Consider the following 19,620-nt stretch of genomic DNA (forward strand, 5'->3'; position numbering starts at 1 on the left):
CTCAGGCAATTGAACTCACATCATACACCGGAGGCAATTGTGCGAATGTCTCGCGAATGGTCTCCAAAGCAGTCTGTAAGGCGGAACGTGAAAGCCTTCCGCCAAGGCAGATACGAATACCGCCATTGCTACGATCTCCTCCGGCTACAAACGGATCGGATGGTGTGACCGCAACACCTTGGCTGGCCAGCGCTCTGACTAAGCCGTCTTCAGACCAGTTGCGTGGAACTTTCAACCAGGCACAAAGCGATAGCGGGTTACTTCCTGCTACATGTGCGCCAAGAATATCAGTTACCAAGGATTGTCTCAGTCGCAGTTCGTTTCGCTGAATCTCTAGCAACTGCGTCGCAGTGCCATCCTCTATCCAACGGCTAGCCATTTCGGCGACCATATTGACACCGCTCCAGCTGGTCACCCGCAAAATTGACGTCACTCTAATCGAATAGTTGGCTGGAACGACCAGATAGCCGGTGCGTAATCCTGTCATCACTGTCTTAGTGAAACTGGTGACGAAAAAGCCAAGCTCCGGTAACAATTCTGGCATTGAAGGCAATTTCTGTTCAAGGATCGGCTTGTAAACTTCATCCTCGATAACGAAAATGCCATATCGGCGGGCGACTTCAGCGACCGCACAGCGCCGTTCCGCACTCATCAAATGACTGGTTGGATTTCCAAGTGTTGGAATGATTACCAACGCTTTCACATCGCCCGCTTTGCACGCAGCCTCAAGAGCGTCTAGTAATATGCCCTCACTGTCAGTTGGAAGGCCACGCAGCGTAAAGCCAAGGACGTTCGCCAAGCCGATGATACCGTGATCGGTGAGGTTTTCAGTCAACACCACTTCCCCGGGCTGCACCACAGCAGCCACGGCGAGGAACAGCCCATGGGCGGCGCCGTTTGTGATGATCACTCGGCTGGGATCGACGTCAACCGATAAACGACGCAACCAGTCACACGCCACATTACGATGACGATCCAAACCTGCAATGGGTCTACAAGGTCTCATGAAGCTCGCATTGTCTACCTGGCTCATCTCCTCAAACAGCTTTCTTGAAGCATGTTCGTGAGCACCCATGTAGACTGCTCGAATGATGGAAAGATCAGCAATACCGCTCGGATCACGATCAAGCATAAATCGGTCTGCTCGATCCGTCACGCGATTGCAAACATAAGTGCCGCGCCCAACTTCGCCACGCAAATAGCCGCGCCGTTCGGCCTCTTTATAACTGATACTTACTGTCTGAACAGAAAGGCCAAGCTTATGTGCAAGATCGCGATGCGTGGGCATCTGGGTTTCGGGCTTAAGCACACCCTTCTCAATATCTTCTATGATCTTGTCGGTCAGGAGACGATGCTTTGTCGAACCCTTGCGCAACTCAAGAGCAGGCTGCCACACATCGAAAGTCTTTTGATCATTACAAGACATGAATTGTCCTATTAATAGGAATTCTACCCATGACAATTTACCCCTCAATCACTGTGATTTGAAGTCGATAATGTCTACGGATAGAGATTAATCGATATTCTCTCACACCATCCAAACCTACCCGGCTGGGCCTCGGTCTCAACCAAACTCTTTTTTGTCTTTTTATCTGTGGAAATGGCATGCGGAACCGTTCAATCACCCTGGTGGGAGCTGAAAGCCGTAGCCGCACCAACCAAAAGCCATGAATCCGACCTCGCGTTGAAACATTTGGTCCGATAATGGGGATAATGTCGGGCAAACGGCCTTCCAGACCCAGCGCCTTTTTCGGTTCGAACTGCGTATTATGCTGCATCGACTTGATCGCAGCAATCTGCGTTACCATTCTCAACGGCACGTGCGACGCATTCATTTAGCCAAACCTGTTCGCTGGCGCGAAAGCAATTCTCGATCACACCTGTGTCCAGTAATCGATCGATATCAGCACCTCACAGCATCGAATTGATAGACGTCAGCAAGAGTTGCAGCACGGCCTTTCGTATTTTTTTGAATGGCATAGAAGTCTACGATCTCTTCACGGAGTTTGAAGACGTAAACCTCCTCCGAACCTGTCATTGAAATGTAGTGTGAAAGCGTTGATGCCCTCATCGCAGCCTATGCGTCCAACAATAAGCGGACAGGTCATGTTCTAAGTACCAACGATCTATAAGGCAGTTACCCAGTAAAACTCCGAAACAGAGTTATCTTAAAAGTCGCCCGATAATTTTAAGCTGCAGGAGGTTACCTTTACACGCCCCTCATGAAGAAGAGAAATAGCTCCGCCTCCAGGAGACTAGAAAATGACACGCAACTTACAATCCGCACTTAAGCGCCACAAGCTCCGCCATTCAGACGACGTTGATGTAGCCTATATGGACGATTTCCTGTTGCTGACATTGCGTGGCACACTCAGTCAGCAAGGACGCTTGGCTTCCTATAAAATTGAGCATTTGGTGCCCTCGCGATCTGCTCCAAACGCCCATTATCTGACCAGCAGTCCACGCAGGATCGTTTCGGTTATTGTCTTTGCCGCTTTCGCATGATCAGCTTCTCCAAGTTGGCTGACATCGAGTGCATCGCATGCGAGAGCTTCAAATTCGACATAAAACTGGGTCGCCGACCAAAGCAGAATGAACAGATGTCGCGCATCGACAGGCACAATTTTCCCGGCAGCCGCCCATGTATCGATCACCGCAGCTTTTTCAGACGTAACCTTTCGCATATGCTCTCGGGCATCCATCGATAGATGTTCTGCCCCTTGTAAAATCTCATTGGCAAAAAGCCGTGTTTCGGCTGCATTCTCGCACGCATGATCAAGCTTGGCACGAACATAGGCTTCGATAGCTTCTGCAGGTTCGCGTTCAGCTGATATATGCCTGAACGCATCATCCCAGCTGTGGATGAGTCGATCTATAGCTGCGTTATAAATCTCTTCCTTCGACGAGAAATAATAGTAGACATTTCCCTTAGGCAGTCCAGAGGCCTTTGCAATTTCAACGATACGCGCGCCGTCGAGACCCTTGCGAGAAAATATCTCAACAGCAGCTGTGAGGATTTTAAGGACGTTTCGGGTTCTGATCGGCTCGTCGGATGCCGGCTGATTTCCTGGCTCAATTTCCACCGACTTGCTCTGCTCTACCATTGGTTATCCCGTTATTTTTAAACATCTTTTTCCAAGCCAATTGCTTGGAGCATTAATGCACATTCATTCAAATTCCGGCAGATGTCCGGCACAGATCTGCCAAAGCAACTCTACGAAACCTTTGGAATCGAAGCACCAATAAAAAAGAAGTTGACAAGATGGTCAACTTCTTTTCATAAAAAGCTGACAAAACGGTCAGGTTCTTGAATTTGCCTGGCAGAGAAACCTTGGGGAGGGTGCAGATGACCGTGCGGTTACAGGCTGCAATGGAAGAATTTTTGGCAGATTGGACTTCCGATCTGAACGCGCCCTGGCGTTCTTTTCTCGGGAACATCACGCTCGATTTTGATGGCATTTCTCCCGAACTAGAACTCGAAATCTGGGAGCCAATTTTTCCAGTTCGTCGCGGTAGGCATTTTCCAGGCATGCCTGAAGGCACACATTGCCTTCGCGCATTCGATGGCATCTCTCCAGAGGATGTTCGCTGCGTGGTGCTTGGACAGGACCCGTACCCCGAACCGGGCTTTGCCACGGGGCGGGCATTTGAAGCGGGCAATCTCGCGGGCTGGAATGAGCTCAATAAGATGTTCTCAAAGAGCATTCGTGCGTACACCCAACTGATCGTTGCAGCTAGAACCGGGGACTTATCCTACGCACATAGTTTTGCCGATTGGCCAAAAACGTTAGAGGCGATTGAACGTGGTGCCGTTAAGCTGGAACAGCCTTCCAAGATTGCTGATCGATGGGTGAATGAAGGCGCGCTGCTTCTGAACGCGTCGCTAACACTTACGCGCTTTAAGGTCGATATAGACGTTCATCAATCGCAGGGCCACCTCGTGCTCTGGCGACCGCTGATCGTTGAAGCGCTCAAGTTACTCGCCGCACGTGAAAAGCCGCTCGTATTTCTTGGTTTTGGTGACGCCGCAGCACAGGCACTCAAACTCGCCGGCATCGACGAGACCGTTGGCGGCAATTTGCGCTGCGTTCTGCGTGATCACCCGGCGCGAGCCGATGAAGTTCTGACGCGTCCCAATCCATTCATTCTTTGCAACAAATTTCTAGAGGAGATGGGTTCTCAACCCATCGCTTGGTAACATGGTCGCAACCAAGACATTCGATTACATCATCATCGGCGCCGGTTCGGCGGGATGCGTCCTTGCAAACCGTCTTTCGGCTGATCCTGAAAACAAAGTTCTGTTACTTGAGGCCGGCGGTCGCGACCTCAATCCGTTGTTTCGCCTTCCAATGTTGATGGGAAAGCTCTTTCATTCCGGCATCTATAATTGGCACTACCATACGGAGCCGGAACCTCATCTCAATGGGCGCTCTCTCTATTGGCCGAGAGGCAAAGTGCTTGGCGGAACCTCAACCATCAATGGCATGATATATGTGCGCGGGAATCGCCATGATTATGACCGCTGGGCACAGATGGGTGCGGCGGGTTGGTCATATGACGAAGTTTTGCCATCATTTCTTCGCTCCGAAACCCATGTGCAGCGCACGGATGCCTTTCATAACACCGAAGGCGAACTGACCGTTTGTCGGGCACGAGGCTGGAACGGCCTGCTCGATGTTTTCAACGAAGCAGGCGCCCAGGCTGGCTATCCACTCAATGATGACTTCAATGGCGAACAACAAGAGGGCTTTGGTCGATATGACTTCACCATTGCCAAGGGCAAGCGCTGTTCAGCAGCCTATGCCTTCCTGCGCCCCGCAAAATCACGCCCCAATCTAACGATCATCACACGCGCCCACACAAGTCGGGTGCTCGTTGAGAATGGGCGCGCTATCGGCGTCGAGTACAGCCGCAAAGGCACTGTATCAAAGGCGCATGCTAACCGTGAAGTGATCCTATCGGCAGGCGTTGTCAACTCACCGCAGATCCTTATGCTTTCCGGCATCGGAGCCGCCGACGAACTGGCAGAACACAATATCAATATTGTTCAGAATCTGCCGGGTGTCGGGAAAAACCTGCAAGACCACGTCGATTGCGTCATGGCCTATGAATGCCGCGAACCGGTCACCCTTTATTCGGATCTGCGGGCCGACAAACTCACATGGTCCGTCATTCAAGGCATGCTTTTTGGGGAAGGCATCACCACAACCTTTCCCTACGAGGCGGGCGCATTCGTCAAATCACGAACCGATCTGGCGGCACCTGATATACAGCTTCATTTCATGCCCGCATTGGAAAAGACCGCCAATTTGCACTTTCCCAACCCGTTTAAAAAAGAGCGTGTTGAAGCCAATCACGGTTTCTCATTACGTGTGGGCCCGGTTAATCCTGAAAGTCGCGGCGAAATCCGATTGCGTTCTGCTAATCCGGAAGATCGACCACGCATCAATGCCAACTACCTGAAAACCGAGTTCGACATTCGCACGATGATCAATGCCATCCGTATGACTCGTGAGATCATCCAGCAGAAAGCCTTCGACAAATATCGCGGAAAGGAATTAGCACCAGGACCTGCCGTCGAGAGCGATGCCGAACTCATTGAATGGTTGCGCGCCAATGCAATGACAACTTTCCACCCGGTTGGCACCTGCAAGATGGGTAATGACCCGATGTCAGTGGTCGATGCTCGCTTGAAAGTCCACGGCATTCATGGGCTGCGCGTCGCGGACGCGTCAATCATGCCAATTATATCCAGCGGCAACACCAATGCTCCGGCGATTATGATCGGTGAGCGCGCTGCAGAATTTATACTCAAGGAGGCTGCCCTGTGATCGTCGAACATCGCACATATACATTCAAGCCAGGCACTGTCGATGGCTGGCTCAAGAAATACGAAACCGAAGGCTTGCCGATCCAGAAGCGGCACCTGAACACATTTCTCGGCCTTTACGTCAGCGAAATCGGGCATCTGCATCGCACAGTTTTGATGTGGCGCTATGACAGCCTCGCAGATCGAGAAGCCCGACGTGCAGCCATGTATGCGGACCCGAATTGGCAAAGCTTCATCTCTGGTGTTTGGGCACTTGACGCAATTCAGACCCAGGATGTGATGATTATGAACCCGGCACCGTTTTCGCCCGGCGCATAATATAAGCGGCTTCGATTGGGCAACTGCCCAACCAAGGGCGGCATAAATGCCGCCCCAATAAAAATTCTACAGCAAACTTCCAGAGCAAGGAAATGGGAACATGACAAATCGAAATTCGATCGAACTTAATTTTCTGAGCCGAACAATCGGCCGGAGAAATCTTCTAAAGACCGCTGCGGGTTTGGCGGCTTGCAGCATGACCAGCGGTCTTTTGACCGCCGCAGCGCATGCTGAGGGCGGCCTCGTCGCACTTGTGCACACACAAGCCGCAGGTGACGCAAGCGCTGTGGACTCGATGATCGCCAAGCTCAAGCAGCTCGCAGATGAACAAGGCTTTCAGTCTCGCGCCGTTTATGCGCAGGACCCAGCGACTTACGAAACCATTTTCCGCACCCTTGGTGATGCGGGCGCTTCAGTCATCGTTTCAACATTCAATGAAGTCGCAGAACCGTTCAAAGCGCTGGCCCCATCCTATCCGAACACCAAATGGGTTCAGCTCTTTGCCGACCCGTTTGAACCCGCGATTCCGAATGTCGTAACTGTCTCATATGACTATTACCTTGGCTGTTACTTGTCTGGAATCTTTGCAGCACGCATGAGTAAATCCGGCAAGCTTGGTTTTATTGGCGGCGTGTCCATCCCGCCAATCAATGCTGACTATAACGCGTTCAAAGCAGGTGCACTGTCGGTGCGGCCTGATGCATCGGTCGCGATTGCCTTTGCAGGTTCTTTTCAGGACCCCGCGAAAGGTCAAGAAATCGCCACGCAGATGTATTCAAGTGGCATTGACTTCATACAGACCGACGCAGCAGCAACCGACTTTGGCATTATCGCTGCTGCCAAGGAAGGCGACGGTCGCCTCGTGAGTGTTCTCGACCCGGCACAGTTTCCGCAAGGCCCGAGAAACGTAGCTTCCATCGTCGGCCTGGACTTCGGTAATTCGCTTTACAACGAAGTAACAAAGGCACTTGGTGATACCTTCGCTGGGGGCACACATGAACATACCGGGCTTGGAACGGGCGTTATCGACTTTATTCCCTCGCCTTTGTTTGCAGCCCAAGGGCCAGCGGATCTCGTCGCCAAAATGAAAGAAGTCGAACCAGAAATAGCCGCAGCACGCGCAGCGATCCTGGATGGATCTCTCAAAGTCCCGTTTAACACAACGCTCTGATCCTTAACGGGAAAAATCAACGATGAACAAGGCCAGCCCTCCAATATTTGAATGCAACGATGTGACCGTGCGTTATGGATCGATTGTTGCGCTATCCGACGTCGGAGCCGTCTTCGAACGTGGGAAAATCCACGCCGTTGTCGGCCAGAATGGTGCGGGAAAAACCACTTTCGCCAGAGTTCTGGCTGGCCTCGTTCGACCCGCGTCAGGGACACTCAAAATCGATGGTCGTCCAATCATGGGCGGCAACGTCAAAGACGCGCGGCGTTCTGGTGTGGAACTGGTACATCAGAGTTTTGCGCTGCCTCCCTCATTCACTGTCGCAGAAGCCATGCAGTTTGGTGCAGAAGGCGGAAGCTTGTTTTTCAAAACCCAGCTCGAGAAGCGTTGGCAACCTCACCTCGACGCCCTCGATGTAAAGGTTAGAGCCAAACAGCGAATTCGCGATCTACCTGTCGAGACTCAGCAAGGCGTGGAAATTGCGCGCGCACTCGTCTCCGACGCAAAACTTCTCATACTCGATGAGCCCACAGCGGTCCTGTCACCAGAAGGCGCAGACAAACTCTTCGAACGTGTCCGACGCCTGAAAGCGCGTGGTGTGACCGTTGTCCTCATTTTGCACAAGATCAGGGAAGTTCTGGCGATTGCAGATACAGTCACGGTGTTACGCGGCGGAAAGCTCGTAGATGGGCCGATACTATGCGACGGTATCGATGCAGATAAGCTGGCGGAACTTATAATCGGATCGGCTGCCGCCAAAAAACTAAATGTTGACGATAAGGCTGCCCTCACCGGAACGAACATCATCCCACACATTCATGAAGCAGCCGCAGTTCAGGACAACGCGCCGGTTTTGTGTATGACCAAGGTTTCGACGCGTTCAGACCCTGAAGGCCCCGCTCTCGATCAGATCAACCTAAACATAGAATCGGGCGAAATCGTCGGTGTGGCAGGGGTAGAAGGCAACGGCCAGCGAACACTTGTTCGCGCAATTGCTGCGATGGCGGACGTCACTGAAGGCAATATAACAATCGACAACCAGAATTTGACCGGCGCGCCGCTCGCTGCCCGACGCGGTGCTGGCCTGCGCATTATTCCTTTCGAACGTAACGTTGAAGGATTGAGCCTGACCAGTTCGCTCTGGGAAAACTGGGCAGCGCGTAATCTCCTGCAAAAGTCACTGTTATCAACGATAAGCCCGTCTGCAATCCGAAAGCACTGCGACAGGGCGCTTAAAGAATGGGACGTGCGCTATTCCGATGTGAGCCAGCGTGCAGGTTCGCTCTCGGGTGGCAATGCGCAAAAAGTGATCCTTTCTCGGGAAATGGATAAGGACGCAAGGCTCATCCTCGCTGCACAGCCCACGCGCGGTCTCGATATCGGCGCGACCTCCTTCGTTTGGGAGTCAATGCGCAAAGCGCGGGCTCGCGGTTGCGGTCTTTTGTTCATCTCATCAGATCTCGACGAAATATTTGATATCTCAGACCGTGTTGTAGTCATGCTTTCAGGCCGCATCGTTGCCGAATTCCGTCCGCCGTATGATCTTGCCGCGGTGGGAGCCGCGATGACAGGAGTCCATCAATGATCGACCGCCTCGTCTCTGTTTTCCGCGCCGTGATCTTCATTCTGATCGGTCTAATCTTGTGCGGCATCATATTTCAAGCTGCAGGCTACTCGGCGAGCCTGATGTTTCAGTCGATTGCCGAAGGTGCTTTCCTGCGGCCAGGCGCATTGCAGCAGGCATTGCGATGGGGACTGCCACTTTTCATAACCGCGGTTGGTGTAGCTGTGTCGTTCCGGGCGGGTTACTTCAACATTGGTGCGCAAGGCCAGTTCTATATGGGCGCGATCGCCGCTGCGTTCATGGCCGAACAGCTTAACGGCTCGCCAGCGCTGATCCTCATTCCGCTTTGCTTTCTTGCGGGCATGACGGGTGGTGCCCTCTGGGCTCTATGGCCGGGGCTCCTGCGTCTTAAATCAGGGGCAGATGAAGTAATAACCACGCTGATGGGAAATTTTATCGCTGGACTGTTTTTGCTCTATGTCACAGCAGGACCACTGAAAGATCCATCCGGCACTGGTCAGCAATCATCAAGTCGTCCATTGGCGAGCGCCTATCGCATCAGCGATTCTTTAGGTCTATCGCCCACAATTATCGCCATCGCTATTATCGTGGGCTTGGTCATGTGGTTCCTCGTTAATCGCACAGCCTTTGGTGTGCTGTCGGGCCTTGCGGGCCGCAATCCAACCATGGTGCGATGGCAAGGCGCACGCACATGGCGTATCGGACTTGCTAGCTTCCTTCTGAGCGGCGCACTCGCAGGTCTGGCCGGAACCATCGAGTTCATGGGCCCCAACGGTCGATTGACGGGTGGCTTCCTGCCGGGTCACGGATTTACGGCCATTTTGATCGCCCTTGTCGCAAACTTTTCAGTTGTGGGAACAGCTTTCGTATCGCTGTTCTTTGGTGGACTAGCATCGGCGGCGCTTTACTTGCCAATCATGGCTGGCCTGCCGTCGTCAGCAATCGATATTATCAACGCATCCATTGCTCTTTTCATCACGGCAAAATCCACTGTGGTGGACCGGATCGCAAAACTCGGAGGACGGATATGGAAGATTTCCTAATAGCAATCCTGCGTTCAGGCACCCCACTTATCTATGTTACCCTCGCGGGCGTGATCGCACAGCGGACCGGTATCTGGCATCTAGGCCTTGAAGGGCTAATGATCGTGGGGGCCTGCGCGACCATTCTGGGTATAGTGCTCACACAATCGATCTGGCTTGCACTTCTAAGCGCCATAATCGTCTGTGTAATCGGTTCAATTCTGTTTTGGTTTGTTGTCGAGAAACTAAAGGCCAATCAGATCATTGCTGGGCTTGGACTTACCGGCCTAGGGCTCGGCGGCACTGCGCTTGCGGTCCAATCCATTTTCGGAACGCAGGCCGCAATCAGTGCACCCTTTGGACTTCCACGTATCGGAACCGCCTTCGGGGCATTCGGATCCCTGTCGATCCTCGTTCTGTTCATGCCTTTTGCTGTACTCGCCGTCTGGCTCGTCCTCAGACGCACCCGCTTTGGATTACGGTTAGGTGCCGCTGGTGAACATCCATTCGCCGCACGCAGCGTCGGGGTGAACCCGGCTGCTATGCGCCTCGCAGCACTCATCATTGGCGGGGTGCTATGCGCATTGGCGGGGGCAGAGCTTGCAGCAGGAAGCCTGCAGATCTTTGCTCAAAACATGACGGCAGGCCGTGGCTTCATGGGTTTCGCGGCCGTCATTTTTGGAGCAGGCCATCCCATTGGAGCAAGTCTCGCGGCAGCATTCTTCGCAGTCGTTGGTGCCCTTGGTATCCGTGCACAGCTTGCCTTTGGCAATCGTGTCCCCCACGACCTGCTGCTCGCACTTCCGTATATCGCCACAGTTCTCGGTGTCTGGCTCAGCACGCACTTGCGAGGGGGCACGAAAGCCGCAAGCGGATTCAGCGAACTGCGAGATCAGTAAGAATACCGGGACAAGTCCATGACTATCAAACTCAAGCAGACATTAATCAGAAACGCCACCATCATCACGATGTGCGCGCAACATGGGAGCCGTCCTTTCGAAGGCGATATTCTGATCGAGAGGGGGAAAATTGCACGCATCGGTCAGAACCTGACAGTTGCACCCGATGCGTCCATCATTGAAGGCAAGAACCGCCTTGTCATGCCGGGACTTATCAACGCGCATACCCATTCCAGTGAAACCTTCTTCCGTGGACGCTACGAAGGCATGCCACTCGAAATCTGGTTGCTATATGCCTATCCGCTGCTAATGGGACCGGTCATTGATGAAAGACTGCTTTATCTTCGCAGTCTGCTTCTCGCGATAGAGTCATTACGCAACGGTGTGACCACGCTTTGCGACGATTTCTTCGACCCTCCAGCTCATGATCTATCAAGACTTTCAATTGTTTTCCAAGCCTACGAGCATGCAGGCATCCGCGCAAATATTTCGAGCGCTGCGATGAATATTCATACGCTTGACGCCCTTCCTTATGCGCGTGCAGTGATGTCACCTGCTCTGCAAAAGCAGCTAGATTTCGGCCCTTCCATGTCCGCCGATGCCTATATTGACTACTGCCACGCCGCCTTTTCAACTTTGCACGGAAAGGCAGGCCGCCTCAATTTTATGCTCGCACCTTCTGCACCGCAACGCTGTTCTGCAGACTTGCTTCAGGCGTGCCATGAGCTCTCGTTGAAGATGCACGTTCCCTTGCACACCCATGTGTTGGAAACCAAAACTCAAGCCGTCACCGGATACGAACTATATGGCAAAAGCCTCGTTGCATATATGTCCGAGTTAGGCGTGCTCACGCGCAACACAACTGTCGCACATTCAGTTTGGGTGAACCCTCACGACATCGAATTGATGGGCTCTGCGAAATGCTCAGTCGCCCATAATGCGATATCAAATCAGAAGCTAGGCGCTGGCATCGCCCCAATCCGTCAGCTTATGGATGCAGGTGTCACGATCGCACTGGGAACCGACGGCGTTTCTTCCAACGACACCGCGCGCATTTTCGATGTTATGCGGGTCGCGGGGCTCATACACAGCGTATCCGGCCCCGATTATCAACAGTGGATTTCTGCCGACGAGATACTTAAGATGGCGACAATCGACGGAGCCCGCAGCGCGATGCTTGAAGACGTTACAGGATCCCTAGCCGCCGGTAAGGCTGCGGACTTATTAATACTCGACCTCACGAAGTTAAGCTTTCTACCAATCAACGATATCGCAAAGCACCTTGTTTACGCTGAGAACGGCTCGTCGATAGAGACTGTGATGGTAGCGGGAGAAATCGTCGTTCAAAGAGGGAAGATGTGCTCAATTGATGAAGACGATATTCTGGCTGAAATTCGTGAACTCGTTCCTGCGCACCTTTCACAACATTCCGCGCTGGAACAACGCAACGCCGTATTTCATTCGACTATGGCCGAAATTCATCGCCGTGCGACTTCAAAGGACATTGGCATCAACCGTTACATAGGGGCGACCAACACGATGATGCCTTAGAATGCCAGGCAAACCTTCGTAGACTGACTTCTGCCACCTGCAATTCAAAGGAATATAAGTCATCTTCGCGCAGATTGACTGACCGCAAGACGGCGTCACATCGACACCTTGCGATTGATCACGTCATCTGCGAGGTCGAGTTTATCTTGAGAGCGAAAAGACCAGTGGATAGCGACTCTTTAAGATTGGGATCGATGCGGTCAGAACTGGCTTTAAGAAAGGCGATCTTTCGCCGATATGTTTGATCGAGACCACTCGGAAGTGAACACTGAATTTTCTGGGTTGATCGATGTAGGCCTCGGATGATCGAACGCCAAACGGTCGGCGGGCGCACCCCTTTTTCTCCAGACTGACGGACGACCTACAGTGCGTATGATTATTAATCTGATTTATAGTATTGCCTCAAGAATCTTGTAGAGCCATAAGAATGGGCAGAAGAAGCCGCCTGAAACTGCTAGGGGCTTTAAATGGCATAAGGAGATTTCATGCGCTCGATTATCATGGCAGCTATGATGCTAGCAGTAACAGGCGCCGCGAAAGCCGCCGAGAAGCCGATTGACACCTACTACGCCCGGCTGAGCGAGCGCGATCATTATAGCTCTTCCGGACAGCGCCTTACCAAAGTTGCCGGCATCATTAGACAGGACCGAGCAAACGTTCACCAATTTGGCAAAGTCGATGCGGAGGACGAAAAAGACAAGTTCTTCAGCAGCAAGGAGAACCGCGCCAAGCTTGAGAATATGTTAGCAAACGTCCGAATCTCGCCAATCGATCAGGCAACCATTATCAATGCAACGCCTGTGATTTTCGTTGAAGTCTATCCGACTTACGTTGTTGTAACAATGAAGTAGCAACGCGTTGCAGGGCGGGTATTGTCAACCCGCCCTAAGCAGGATTCGAGTTTTCGTCACCTTATCAATACGTTCTCTTGTATAAAGCATCGGAACCGGGCTGGCATCATGCCAGTGCGACAGAAGATCTTTATAATGCTCCGAGGTGGGTACGCCTGATTGACCGGGATTATTTACGAAGAGACTGTTGTCCCATTTTCCTACATCAATGATCATCCGGACAGACGGCCCCGCGACAACCGAGAAATCTTGCAAACGATAGGTCGCATAATTTAGCGTTGAACTGCTACCACCCAATGGTACCGGAGATATCGACCAGTCGCTGTCGGTCAATGACTGCAAGGGATGGTGGAGGTGCAACTTATGAATATCGCCCCATGCCCATTGCGAAACATCCCTCCCCATCAAAGATACGCATTCCGACCAAGCATCGCTCAGGCTTTGTTGAATGGCCGCAAGATGGCCAGATGTTGTTTTGGCATGTTCCAGCCATGCAACAATGCTCGGTGAATCAAATGGCATAAGCAGAGGCACAACATCCGCGGCTGCCCCCTCAGCTTCTGCAACCAGTGGACCAAGATACTTGCTCAACCATATTTCAAAAAGCGCTGCCGGTGCAGATTTTGCCGCGAGGTCCGCATCCCAATCGCGAAGAAGCAGTACAGCCTGATTATCACTCTCCGGGAAAAGTATCCTAAGGCTTTCTGATATCCGCGCTGCAATGGGCGAGAAAGTGGAGGCTTGCATGCGTGCGCAGTCTTCTAGTGATATCGGCGCATTGCTCAACAACGTTTCATGCAAGGTGTCGTGACGACTGCTGTCCAGCCATTCGTAACCGATGACCGGATTCGAGGCGGCCCACTTATCTGGTACATTCATGGCATTCGCAGTAGCAATAAAGCCGCGTTGCGGGTTGATTTCCACAGGACCAGACTGCGGTGCCAGATAGCTTTTCCATTCAAATCGCCCATCCCCTGGGACAGGTAAAAGCCCGTCCCAATTCTCACGAACAGGTGTGGCTCCCGAAGGCTTCCAGGCAATGGTGTTGGTTGTATCTGCATAGATGTGATTGACCGATGGGCAGCCCCATCCTTCTAACGCACCAGCATACTCGGAATAGGTCTTTGCCCGCATGACGGAAAGGCTGGCCATATAGGGTGCCATTCCTGCATCCATCCAAACCGTGCGAAGGCCAAAAGCGCGTTTATTTGCTTTATCCTCATAAAGAACTGGACCGTGCCGGGTGAATTTCATTTCGACCGTTTGATCGGAATATCCTTTGACAGGAATGTTCTCAGTGATCACCGTGAACCTCTCCCAACCGCCGCGATATGCATATTGGTCGGGATCGCTTTTATTGGTCTCATAGACGTAGATATCCTCCTGATCGGCACCAAATATGGTTAGACCAAAAGCTGCAGTACCGTTATGCCCCATGGAAATTCCGGGAACCATAGGCTCGCCTGCGCCTATCACATCAAGCCCCGGCATTGTCAGATGAATCAGGTAGCGGATTGATGGCAGACCATGTGTTCTATGGGGATCAAGCGCCAGTATGGGTCGACCTGTTGTAGTTTTATGCGCCGCGATTGCCCAATTATTCGAGCCCTCTTCAAACGAGGCGCGAGCGATTTCTCCGGACGCCGAGACCACAGTCCAAAGACTTGCTTCATCCAGTGTTGCAGCCAATCGCTCTTTTGAGAATGTGGCAGGACTGACGGCGAGCTGGAAGTCGCGCAAAACCCTGTCGGTCATGATGCTTGGGTCAAAGCCATCAACAGGCCTTGGCAGCACGTCGTGCGACAATTTCTTGCGCAGTTGATCGAGCTTTGCACCCAGTTCCACGCCGGCCTTTGCCATGACTTTTGAGCGCAAAAGCTCTGATGATGCATTGCGCGTCAGCGAATGGGTGCGGACGCGCACAACATCTTCTGCACACCAACGATCAGGCTTGTGACCGAGTAAAGCAAATTCGGGTGGAAGTGACGTCTCGCCTGCTTCGCAGGCATCGATATATGAATTAATGCCTTCAGCAAAGGCCCTGCATATCTGTTCGGAGTCTGAACCATAAGCCTTCCACTCCGCCACCATGTCACCACGATAGAGCAGCAGGCGTGCGGCCCTGTCTTGCTCAAGATAACCGGGGCCGAAATCACGAGCCATTAGGCCAAGCCCGCGCTTGCGTGCAATATCGATCTGCCAAAGTCGGTCACGCGCGGCATTAAAACCCTGCGCAAAAAACAAATCATGCAGGTTCTCGGCTCTGATGTGAGCGATCCCCCATCGATCCACATTGATCATGACGTCATCCAGCAGGCCCACAACGTGGGCTGCCGTTAATCTTGTAGTATCGGCCATGGCCGCACCTCTGGCTGTTATTCCAGTGAGAGAAATAGGCCTGCGTGAAGGCGGGCACGTTCGACCAGACTGTCTACGAAAATATGCTCACCCAAAGTATGCAGCCCCTCACCCCGCACACCGATGGAATCGAGCGTTGGCACACCGAGTGCACCGGTGAAATTGCCATCCGAGCCGCCACCGGAGCTTTGTGCGGTCATGGTGAACCCTATTTCCTTGGCGATATTATTTGCAAAATTAAAGAGCTTCATGTCCTGTGCCTGACCCGGCTCCCAGACTGGACGTGTGACGCCCCGAGTGACTATCAATTCAACTCCGTCTTTGTCTCCGCCAAGCGCCATGATCCGTGCAACGCCGTCTTCCAGATCCTTCTGCGTTTTAGCCATGCTAAGTGCTTCGGCTTTGCAGCCTGAGGAGACACAATTGACCCATTGCCCGGCGTGGATAACACCAACTGAGAACGTGCAATCATCTGTCGTCAGTGCTTCTACCTCGATAATTTTCTCGGCCATGCGCCGGATTGCCGATCGGCCTTCTTTGAGCAGCCAACCAGCATGACTTGGCTTGCCCACTGTCTCAAGATCGTATCGTGCAATTGCATAACGGCCGACAACTGCACCACCATCACGCAGTGCTGGCTCGGGCACCAACACATATTTGTTCTTGAGCGCTTCCTGCTCAATCAAATCCCGCGTCGAAGGCGTGCCCACTTCTTCATCGGGTGTTAGAAGAAACGTGACGGGGAGTTTCGTTGCAAGTCCGCTCCGCGCGATTTCACGCATGGCTTCAAGAGCGACGAAGTTTCCGCCCTTCATATCCTGAATGCCGGGGCCGAAAAGTTTCCCATCCTCGCGGCGATAAGGATTGACGTTAATCACCCCGAGTGGATGAACCGTATCAAGATGGCCAGAAACCAGAATTCCAGGTTTGCCTTGATCTTTATGCGCAAAGCGAGCACGCAGGGAGCCGCCAAATCCCATTCGCCCCGGAATGAATTCGATAGTCGCGCCTGCTGCTGCAAAATCATAAGCGGCAACCTCGACCATTCGGTTGACTGCGCTTGCATCGAAAGTCGGGCTTTCCGTCTCAATCCAGGGGCGCAGGCGCGCAATCATATCATCGAGGTTAAATGGCAACTGATGCATAGTCATGCTGCTAAGTCCTTGTTCACTGGCAGGCGGGTCTCTACGATCCGGGCATAAATCGAGGCTCCGATTGGCAGCGCTTCCGGTTCAAGCACGAAAGCAGGGTTATGTAACGCAGCTTTGCCGCCATGCATCACATTGATGTATGCGCCCGGAACACGAGCGAGCATGTCTGCAAAATCTTCACTGCCCATGAAAGCCGGGCAATCATCGCTCACATTATCTTCCCCCAGGACATCGCGCGCTGCCGCCATATAAGCATCGGATAGTTCAGGATCATTGCGAAGGACATCAAAGACATTGCGAAGATTGACATCGACTGTGATGCCGTACCCCGCAGCCACGCCTGCACAGATTTCCCGAATACGGCTTTCCGCCAGATCGCAGACATGCTGTTCAAAATAACGGATTGTGCCGGTAATTGTTGCCACTTCCGGTACGATATTATAGGCGCTGCCTGTATGAAACTGCGTACAGGATACAACGCAGGCGTCGGTTGCCGGAATGTTGCGCGATACAATTGTCTGTAGCTGCCCGACCAGATCCGCACCAATCACCAACACATCGCGGGCATTGTGCGGCTGCGCTGCATGGCTTCCCTTGCCGGTTAGCTTAATATCGAAGAAGCTCGCGCCCGCCATCGCGGCACCCTTGCGGATTAATGCCTTGCCAAGTGTGCCCATAGGCTGATTGTGCATTCCGTAGATTTCATCGCAGGGAAAACGTTCAAAAAGCCCTTCAGCGATCATGCCGCGTGCTCCACCCAACCCCTCCTCGGCGGGCTGGAAAACAAAGACCGCAGTTCCTTCGAAATTGCGTGTTTCTGCAAGATACTGGGCAGCACCAAGCAGCATGGTTGTATGCCCGTCATGCCCGCAAGCATGCATCCGTCCAGGATTTTGCGATGAATAAATCACACCAGAAATCTCATCGATCGGCAGCGCATCCATATCTGCGCGCAAACCCACACGCCGATTGCCCTTATTGCGTCCTTCCAAAATGCCAACGACGCCGGTTTTGGCAATTCCGGTGTGAACTTCGTCAAAACCCCACTTCTCCAGAAGTCCTGCCACGACACCTGAAGCGTGCTGTTCTTCAAAACCAATTTCGGGATGACGATGCAAATCTTCAAAAACCGCACGCATCTCGCCGGCTTTCTCTTCAATAAACGGTATGATGGGCATGATTTCATTCCTGTTTGAAACAATCAGTAAAATCGGGGCCGCGGACGGCGGCCCTCCGATCAGGCTGCGGATCGTCCCGCAGCAAAATCCCAGAAGCGACCTGGCGCCGCCTCTATTAATGAACGTGTATATTCATGCGAGGGGTTGCCAAGCACATCGGACGCAATCCCCTGCTCAACAACCTGTCCGCGCTTCATCACCAGCACTTCATCGCAGATCTGTGCCGCGACACGCAGATCGTGCGTTATAAAAATGATGGCAATCCCTGTATCGCGCTGCAACACTGACAGTAATGCGAGGACCTGAGCCTGTACCGAAACGTCAAGTGCGGACACAGCCTCATCAGCTACAAGAATATCCGGCTTCAGAGCAACCGCCCGCGCAATGGCAATGCGTTGGCGCTGGCCACCGGAAAACTGATGCGGATAGCGTTTGAGTGAATCCTCGGGAAGCGACACGATCCTCAAGAGACGCTTGGCTTCCGCAATAGCCTCTTCATATTGAACACCGTAATTGACTGGCCCTTCTGTTAGGCTTTGCTCAATTGTCCAACGTGGGTTCAATGAGCGAAAGGGGTCTTGAAACACGACCTGAAGCTTTTTGCGGAACGGCTTCATTTCACGTTTTCCCAGATGGGCTATATCGCGTCCATCCACGACGATTTCCCCTTCGGTCGGCTCGATAAGACGCATGATTGATCGAGCAACAGTGGTTTTACCAGAACCCGACTCACCAACAATTCCAAGCGTCCTTCCAGGCTGAAGGGCGAAATTCACTTCATAAGAGGCTTTAACTCCCGGCTTTGTGCTAAACAGTCCGCCGCTTTTGTAGGTCATCCCGAGGTCACGCACGCGGATCACCGCTTGCTGCTCTTGCGGTACACGCGCCGATCGCGGAATGAGGCTCGGAACCGAGCTAAGCAAGTCCTTGGTATATTGTTGCTTTGGCGATGTCAGAACCTCACGGATGCTCCCTCGCTCCATGATCTCACCGCCGCGCATGACACAGACACGGTCAGCGATTTCGGCGACTACACCCATATCATGTGTGATGAACAACACCGCCGTGCCGTGCTTTTCCTGCAATTCTGCGATCAGAGACAGGATTTGTTTTTGCGTGGTTACATCGAGTGCAGTGGTTGGCTCATCGGCAATCAGTACGATTGGCTCCAGAATGAGTGCCATAGCAATCATGATGCGTTGCCGCTGACCACCTGAAAGCTGGTGTGGGTAACTTTGGTAAATCCGCTCAACGTCCGGCAGATGCACTTGCTCCATGATGTTGATGACTTTGGCACGCTTGGCCTCAGCTGAAAGATTGGTATGTATGTCCAGAACTTCCGTGATCTGCGCGCCCACCCGCATGACCGGATTAAGCGCTGTCATCGGCTCCTGGAAGATCATCGAGATTCGCGTCGCACGCATCTTCTTCATGTCAGAAGCTGGGAGTGTCAGCAAATCAGTACCATCGAGCAGGATTTTTCCGTCTCTAACCAGTAGGGCATCTTTAGGCAAAAGCCCCATCGCGGTCAGGGAAGTCACCGATTTTCCTGATCCGGATTCGCCCACGAGACAGACGGTTTCGCCTTTGCGAATGTCAAAGTTTACACCGCGTAATACTGGTGTACCACCGGGAAGCGCCACTACAAGATTTTCGACATTGAGAACGACCGGTGCGTGTGTGAAATCACGATTGCGCAGTTCCAT

General features: G+C 52.6%; 16 protein-coding genes. 10 read left to right on the forward strand and 6 right to left on the reverse strand.

Annotated elements, in window-relative coordinates; all coding sequences use genetic code 11:
* Window position 1: 1 nt before the first annotated feature.
* A complete protein-coding gene (locus KMS41_17180) occupies window positions 2–1,426 on the reverse strand; it encodes a PLP-dependent aminotransferase family protein (protein ID QWK79224.1) in 1,425 nt (474 codons plus the stop codon).
* An 836-nt stretch (window positions 1,427–2,262) separates the two neighbouring features.
* On the opposite strand from KMS41_17180, the gene KMS41_17185 reads away from it, so the two are divergent.
* The gene (locus KMS41_17185) at window positions 2,263–2,505 is read left to right on the forward strand and encodes a hypothetical protein (GenBank protein QWK79225.1); all 243 of its coding nucleotides are present in this window, start codon (window positions 2,263–2,265) and stop codon (window positions 2,503–2,505) included.
* On the opposite strand, the gene KMS41_17190 is transcribed toward KMS41_17185, so the two are convergent.
* Window positions 2,445–3,104 (reverse strand): TetR/AcrR family transcriptional regulator, encoded by a 660-nt coding sequence (locus KMS41_17190; protein ID QWK79226.1) that lies wholly within the window; start codon window positions 3,102–3,104, stop codon window positions 2,445–2,447. The genes KMS41_17185 and KMS41_17190 overlap by 61 nt on opposite strands.
* Before the next feature lie 266 nt (window positions 3,105–3,370).
* Between KMS41_17190 and KMS41_17195 the strand changes: the two genes are divergently transcribed.
* From KMS41_17195 to KMS41_17235, 9 genes are all read left to right on the forward strand, one after another.
* The gene (locus KMS41_17195) at window positions 3,371–4,198 is read left to right on the forward strand and encodes a uracil-DNA glycosylase (protein QWK80292.1); all 828 of its coding nucleotides are present in this window, start codon (window positions 3,371–3,373) and stop codon (window positions 4,196–4,198) included.
* A 1-nt stretch (window position 4,199) separates the two neighbouring features.
* The gene (locus KMS41_17200) at window positions 4,200–5,831 is read left to right on the forward strand and encodes a choline dehydrogenase (GenBank protein ID QWK79227.1); all 1,632 of its coding nucleotides are present in this window, start codon (window positions 4,200–4,202) and stop codon (window positions 5,829–5,831) included.
* Window positions 5,828–6,148, forward strand: coding sequence for an NIPSNAP family protein (locus tag KMS41_17205; protein QWK79228.1), 321 nt, complete (start codon window positions 5,828–5,830; stop codon window positions 6,146–6,148). Before KMS41_17200 ends, KMS41_17205 begins: the two co-directional genes overlap by 4 nt.
* A gap of 145 nt (window positions 6,149–6,293) precedes the next feature.
* The gene (locus KMS41_17210) at window positions 6,294–7,319 is read left to right on the forward strand and encodes a BMP family ABC transporter substrate-binding protein (protein ID QWK80293.1); all 1,026 of its coding nucleotides are present in this window, start codon (window positions 6,294–6,296) and stop codon (window positions 7,317–7,319) included.
* Between the two features lie 22 nt (window positions 7,320–7,341).
* Complete coding sequence (locus tag KMS41_17215) at window positions 7,342–8,904, forward strand: ATP-binding cassette domain-containing protein (protein ID QWK79229.1); 1,563 nt, start codon at window positions 7,342–7,344, stop codon at window positions 8,902–8,904.
* Window positions 8,901–9,947, forward strand: coding sequence for an ABC transporter permease (locus tag KMS41_17220; GenBank protein QWK79230.1), 1,047 nt, complete (start codon window positions 8,901–8,903; stop codon window positions 9,945–9,947). Before KMS41_17215 ends, KMS41_17220 begins: the two co-directional genes overlap by 4 nt.
* A complete protein-coding gene (locus KMS41_17225) occupies window positions 9,932–10,825 on the forward strand; it encodes an ABC transporter permease (protein QWK79231.1) in 894 nt (297 codons plus the stop codon). Before KMS41_17220 ends, KMS41_17225 begins: the two co-directional genes overlap by 16 nt.
* An 18-nt stretch (window positions 10,826–10,843) precedes the next feature.
* Window positions 10,844–12,376 carry an amidohydrolase gene (locus KMS41_17230; protein ID QWK79232.1) on the forward strand — a complete coding sequence of 511 codons (1,533 nt, stop codon included), beginning with the start codon at window positions 10,844–10,846 and terminating at the stop codon, window positions 12,374–12,376.
* 485 nt (window positions 12,377–12,861) lie between these two features.
* Window positions 12,862–13,227, forward strand: a complete 366-nt coding sequence (locus KMS41_17235; GenBank protein ID QWK79233.1) for a hypothetical protein — start codon at window positions 12,862–12,864, stop codon at window positions 13,225–13,227.
* Between the two features lie 24 nt (window positions 13,228–13,251).
* Here the strand turns inward: KMS41_17235 and KMS41_17240 are convergent, their stop codons facing one another.
* Genes KMS41_17240 through KMS41_17255 form a run of 4 tightly spaced genes read right to left on the reverse strand, consistent with a single transcriptional unit; the run spans window position 13,252 to window position 19,620 of the window.
* Complete coding sequence (locus tag KMS41_17240; GenBank protein ID QWK79234.1) at window positions 13,252–15,585, reverse strand: penicillin acylase family protein; 2,334 nt, start codon at window positions 15,583–15,585, stop codon at window positions 13,252–13,254.
* A gap of 17 nt (window positions 15,586–15,602) precedes the next feature.
* Window positions 15,603–16,736, reverse strand: a complete 1,134-nt coding sequence (locus KMS41_17245) for a M20/M25/M40 family metallo-hydrolase (protein ID QWK79235.1) — start codon at window positions 16,734–16,736, stop codon at window positions 15,603–15,605.
* On the reverse strand, window positions 16,733–17,914 hold the full coding sequence (locus tag KMS41_17250) for an amidohydrolase (GenBank protein ID QWK79236.1): 1,182 nt from the start codon (window positions 17,912–17,914) through the stop codon (window positions 16,733–16,735). The genes KMS41_17245 and KMS41_17250 overlap by 4 nt, the downstream gene beginning before the upstream one ends.
* A gap of 59 nt (window positions 17,915–17,973) precedes the next feature.
* Complete coding sequence (locus KMS41_17255) at window positions 17,974–19,620, reverse strand: ABC transporter ATP-binding protein (protein QWK79237.1); 1,647 nt, start codon at window positions 19,618–19,620, stop codon at window positions 17,974–17,976.

It is taken from the genome of Ochrobactrum sp. BTU1 (assembly GCA_018798825.1).
GTDB lineage: Bacteria > Pseudomonadota > Alphaproteobacteria > Rhizobiales > Rhizobiaceae > Brucella.

What these genes read in the sequence shown, in the direction of transcription:
- KMS41_17180 (QWK79224.1), bottom strand. Translation starts at nt 1,426, where the DNA reads ATGTCTTGTAATGATCAAAAGACTTTCGATGTGTGGCAGCCTGCTCTT.
- KMS41_17185 (QWK79225.1), top strand. Translation starts at nt 2,263, where the DNA reads ATGACACGCAACTTACAATCCGCACTTAAGCGCCACAAGCTCCGCCAT.
- KMS41_17190 (QWK79226.1), bottom strand. Translation starts at nt 3,104, where the DNA reads ATGGTAGAGCAGAGCAAGTCGGTGGAAATTGAGCCAGGAAATCAGCCG.
- KMS41_17195 (QWK80292.1), top strand. Translation starts at nt 3,371, where the DNA reads ATGGAAGAATTTTTGGCAGATTGGACTTCCGATCTGAACGCGCCCTGG.
- KMS41_17200 (QWK79227.1), top strand. Translation starts at nt 4,200, where the DNA reads ATGGTCGCAACCAAGACATTCGATTACATCATCATCGGCGCCGGTTCG.
- KMS41_17215 (QWK79229.1), top strand. Translation starts at nt 7,342, where the DNA reads ATGAACAAGGCCAGCCCTCCAATATTTGAATGCAACGATGTGACCGTG.
- KMS41_17220 (QWK79230.1), top strand. Translation starts at nt 8,901, where the DNA reads ATGATCGACCGCCTCGTCTCTGTTTTCCGCGCCGTGATCTTCATTCTG.
- KMS41_17225 (QWK79231.1), top strand. Translation starts at nt 9,932, where the DNA reads ATGGAAGATTTCCTAATAGCAATCCTGCGTTCAGGCACCCCACTTATC.
- KMS41_17230 (QWK79232.1), top strand. Translation starts at nt 10,844, where the DNA reads ATGACTATCAAACTCAAGCAGACATTAATCAGAAACGCCACCATCATC.
- KMS41_17235 (QWK79233.1), top strand. Translation starts at nt 12,862, where the DNA reads ATGCGCTCGATTATCATGGCAGCTATGATGCTAGCAGTAACAGGCGCC.
- KMS41_17240 (QWK79234.1), bottom strand. Translation starts at nt 15,585, where the DNA reads ATGGCCGATACTACAAGATTAACGGCAGCCCACGTTGTGGGCCTGCTG.
- KMS41_17245 (QWK79235.1), bottom strand. Translation starts at nt 16,736, where the DNA reads ATGACTATGCATCAGTTGCCATTTAACCTCGATGATATGATTGCGCGC.
- KMS41_17250 (QWK79236.1), bottom strand. Translation starts at nt 17,914, where the DNA reads ATGCCCATCATACCGTTTATTGAAGAGAAAGCCGGCGAGATGCGTGCG.
- KMS41_17255 (QWK79237.1), bottom strand. Translation starts at nt 19,620, where the DNA reads ATGGAACTGCGCAATCGTGATTTCACACACGCACCGGTCGTTCTCAAT.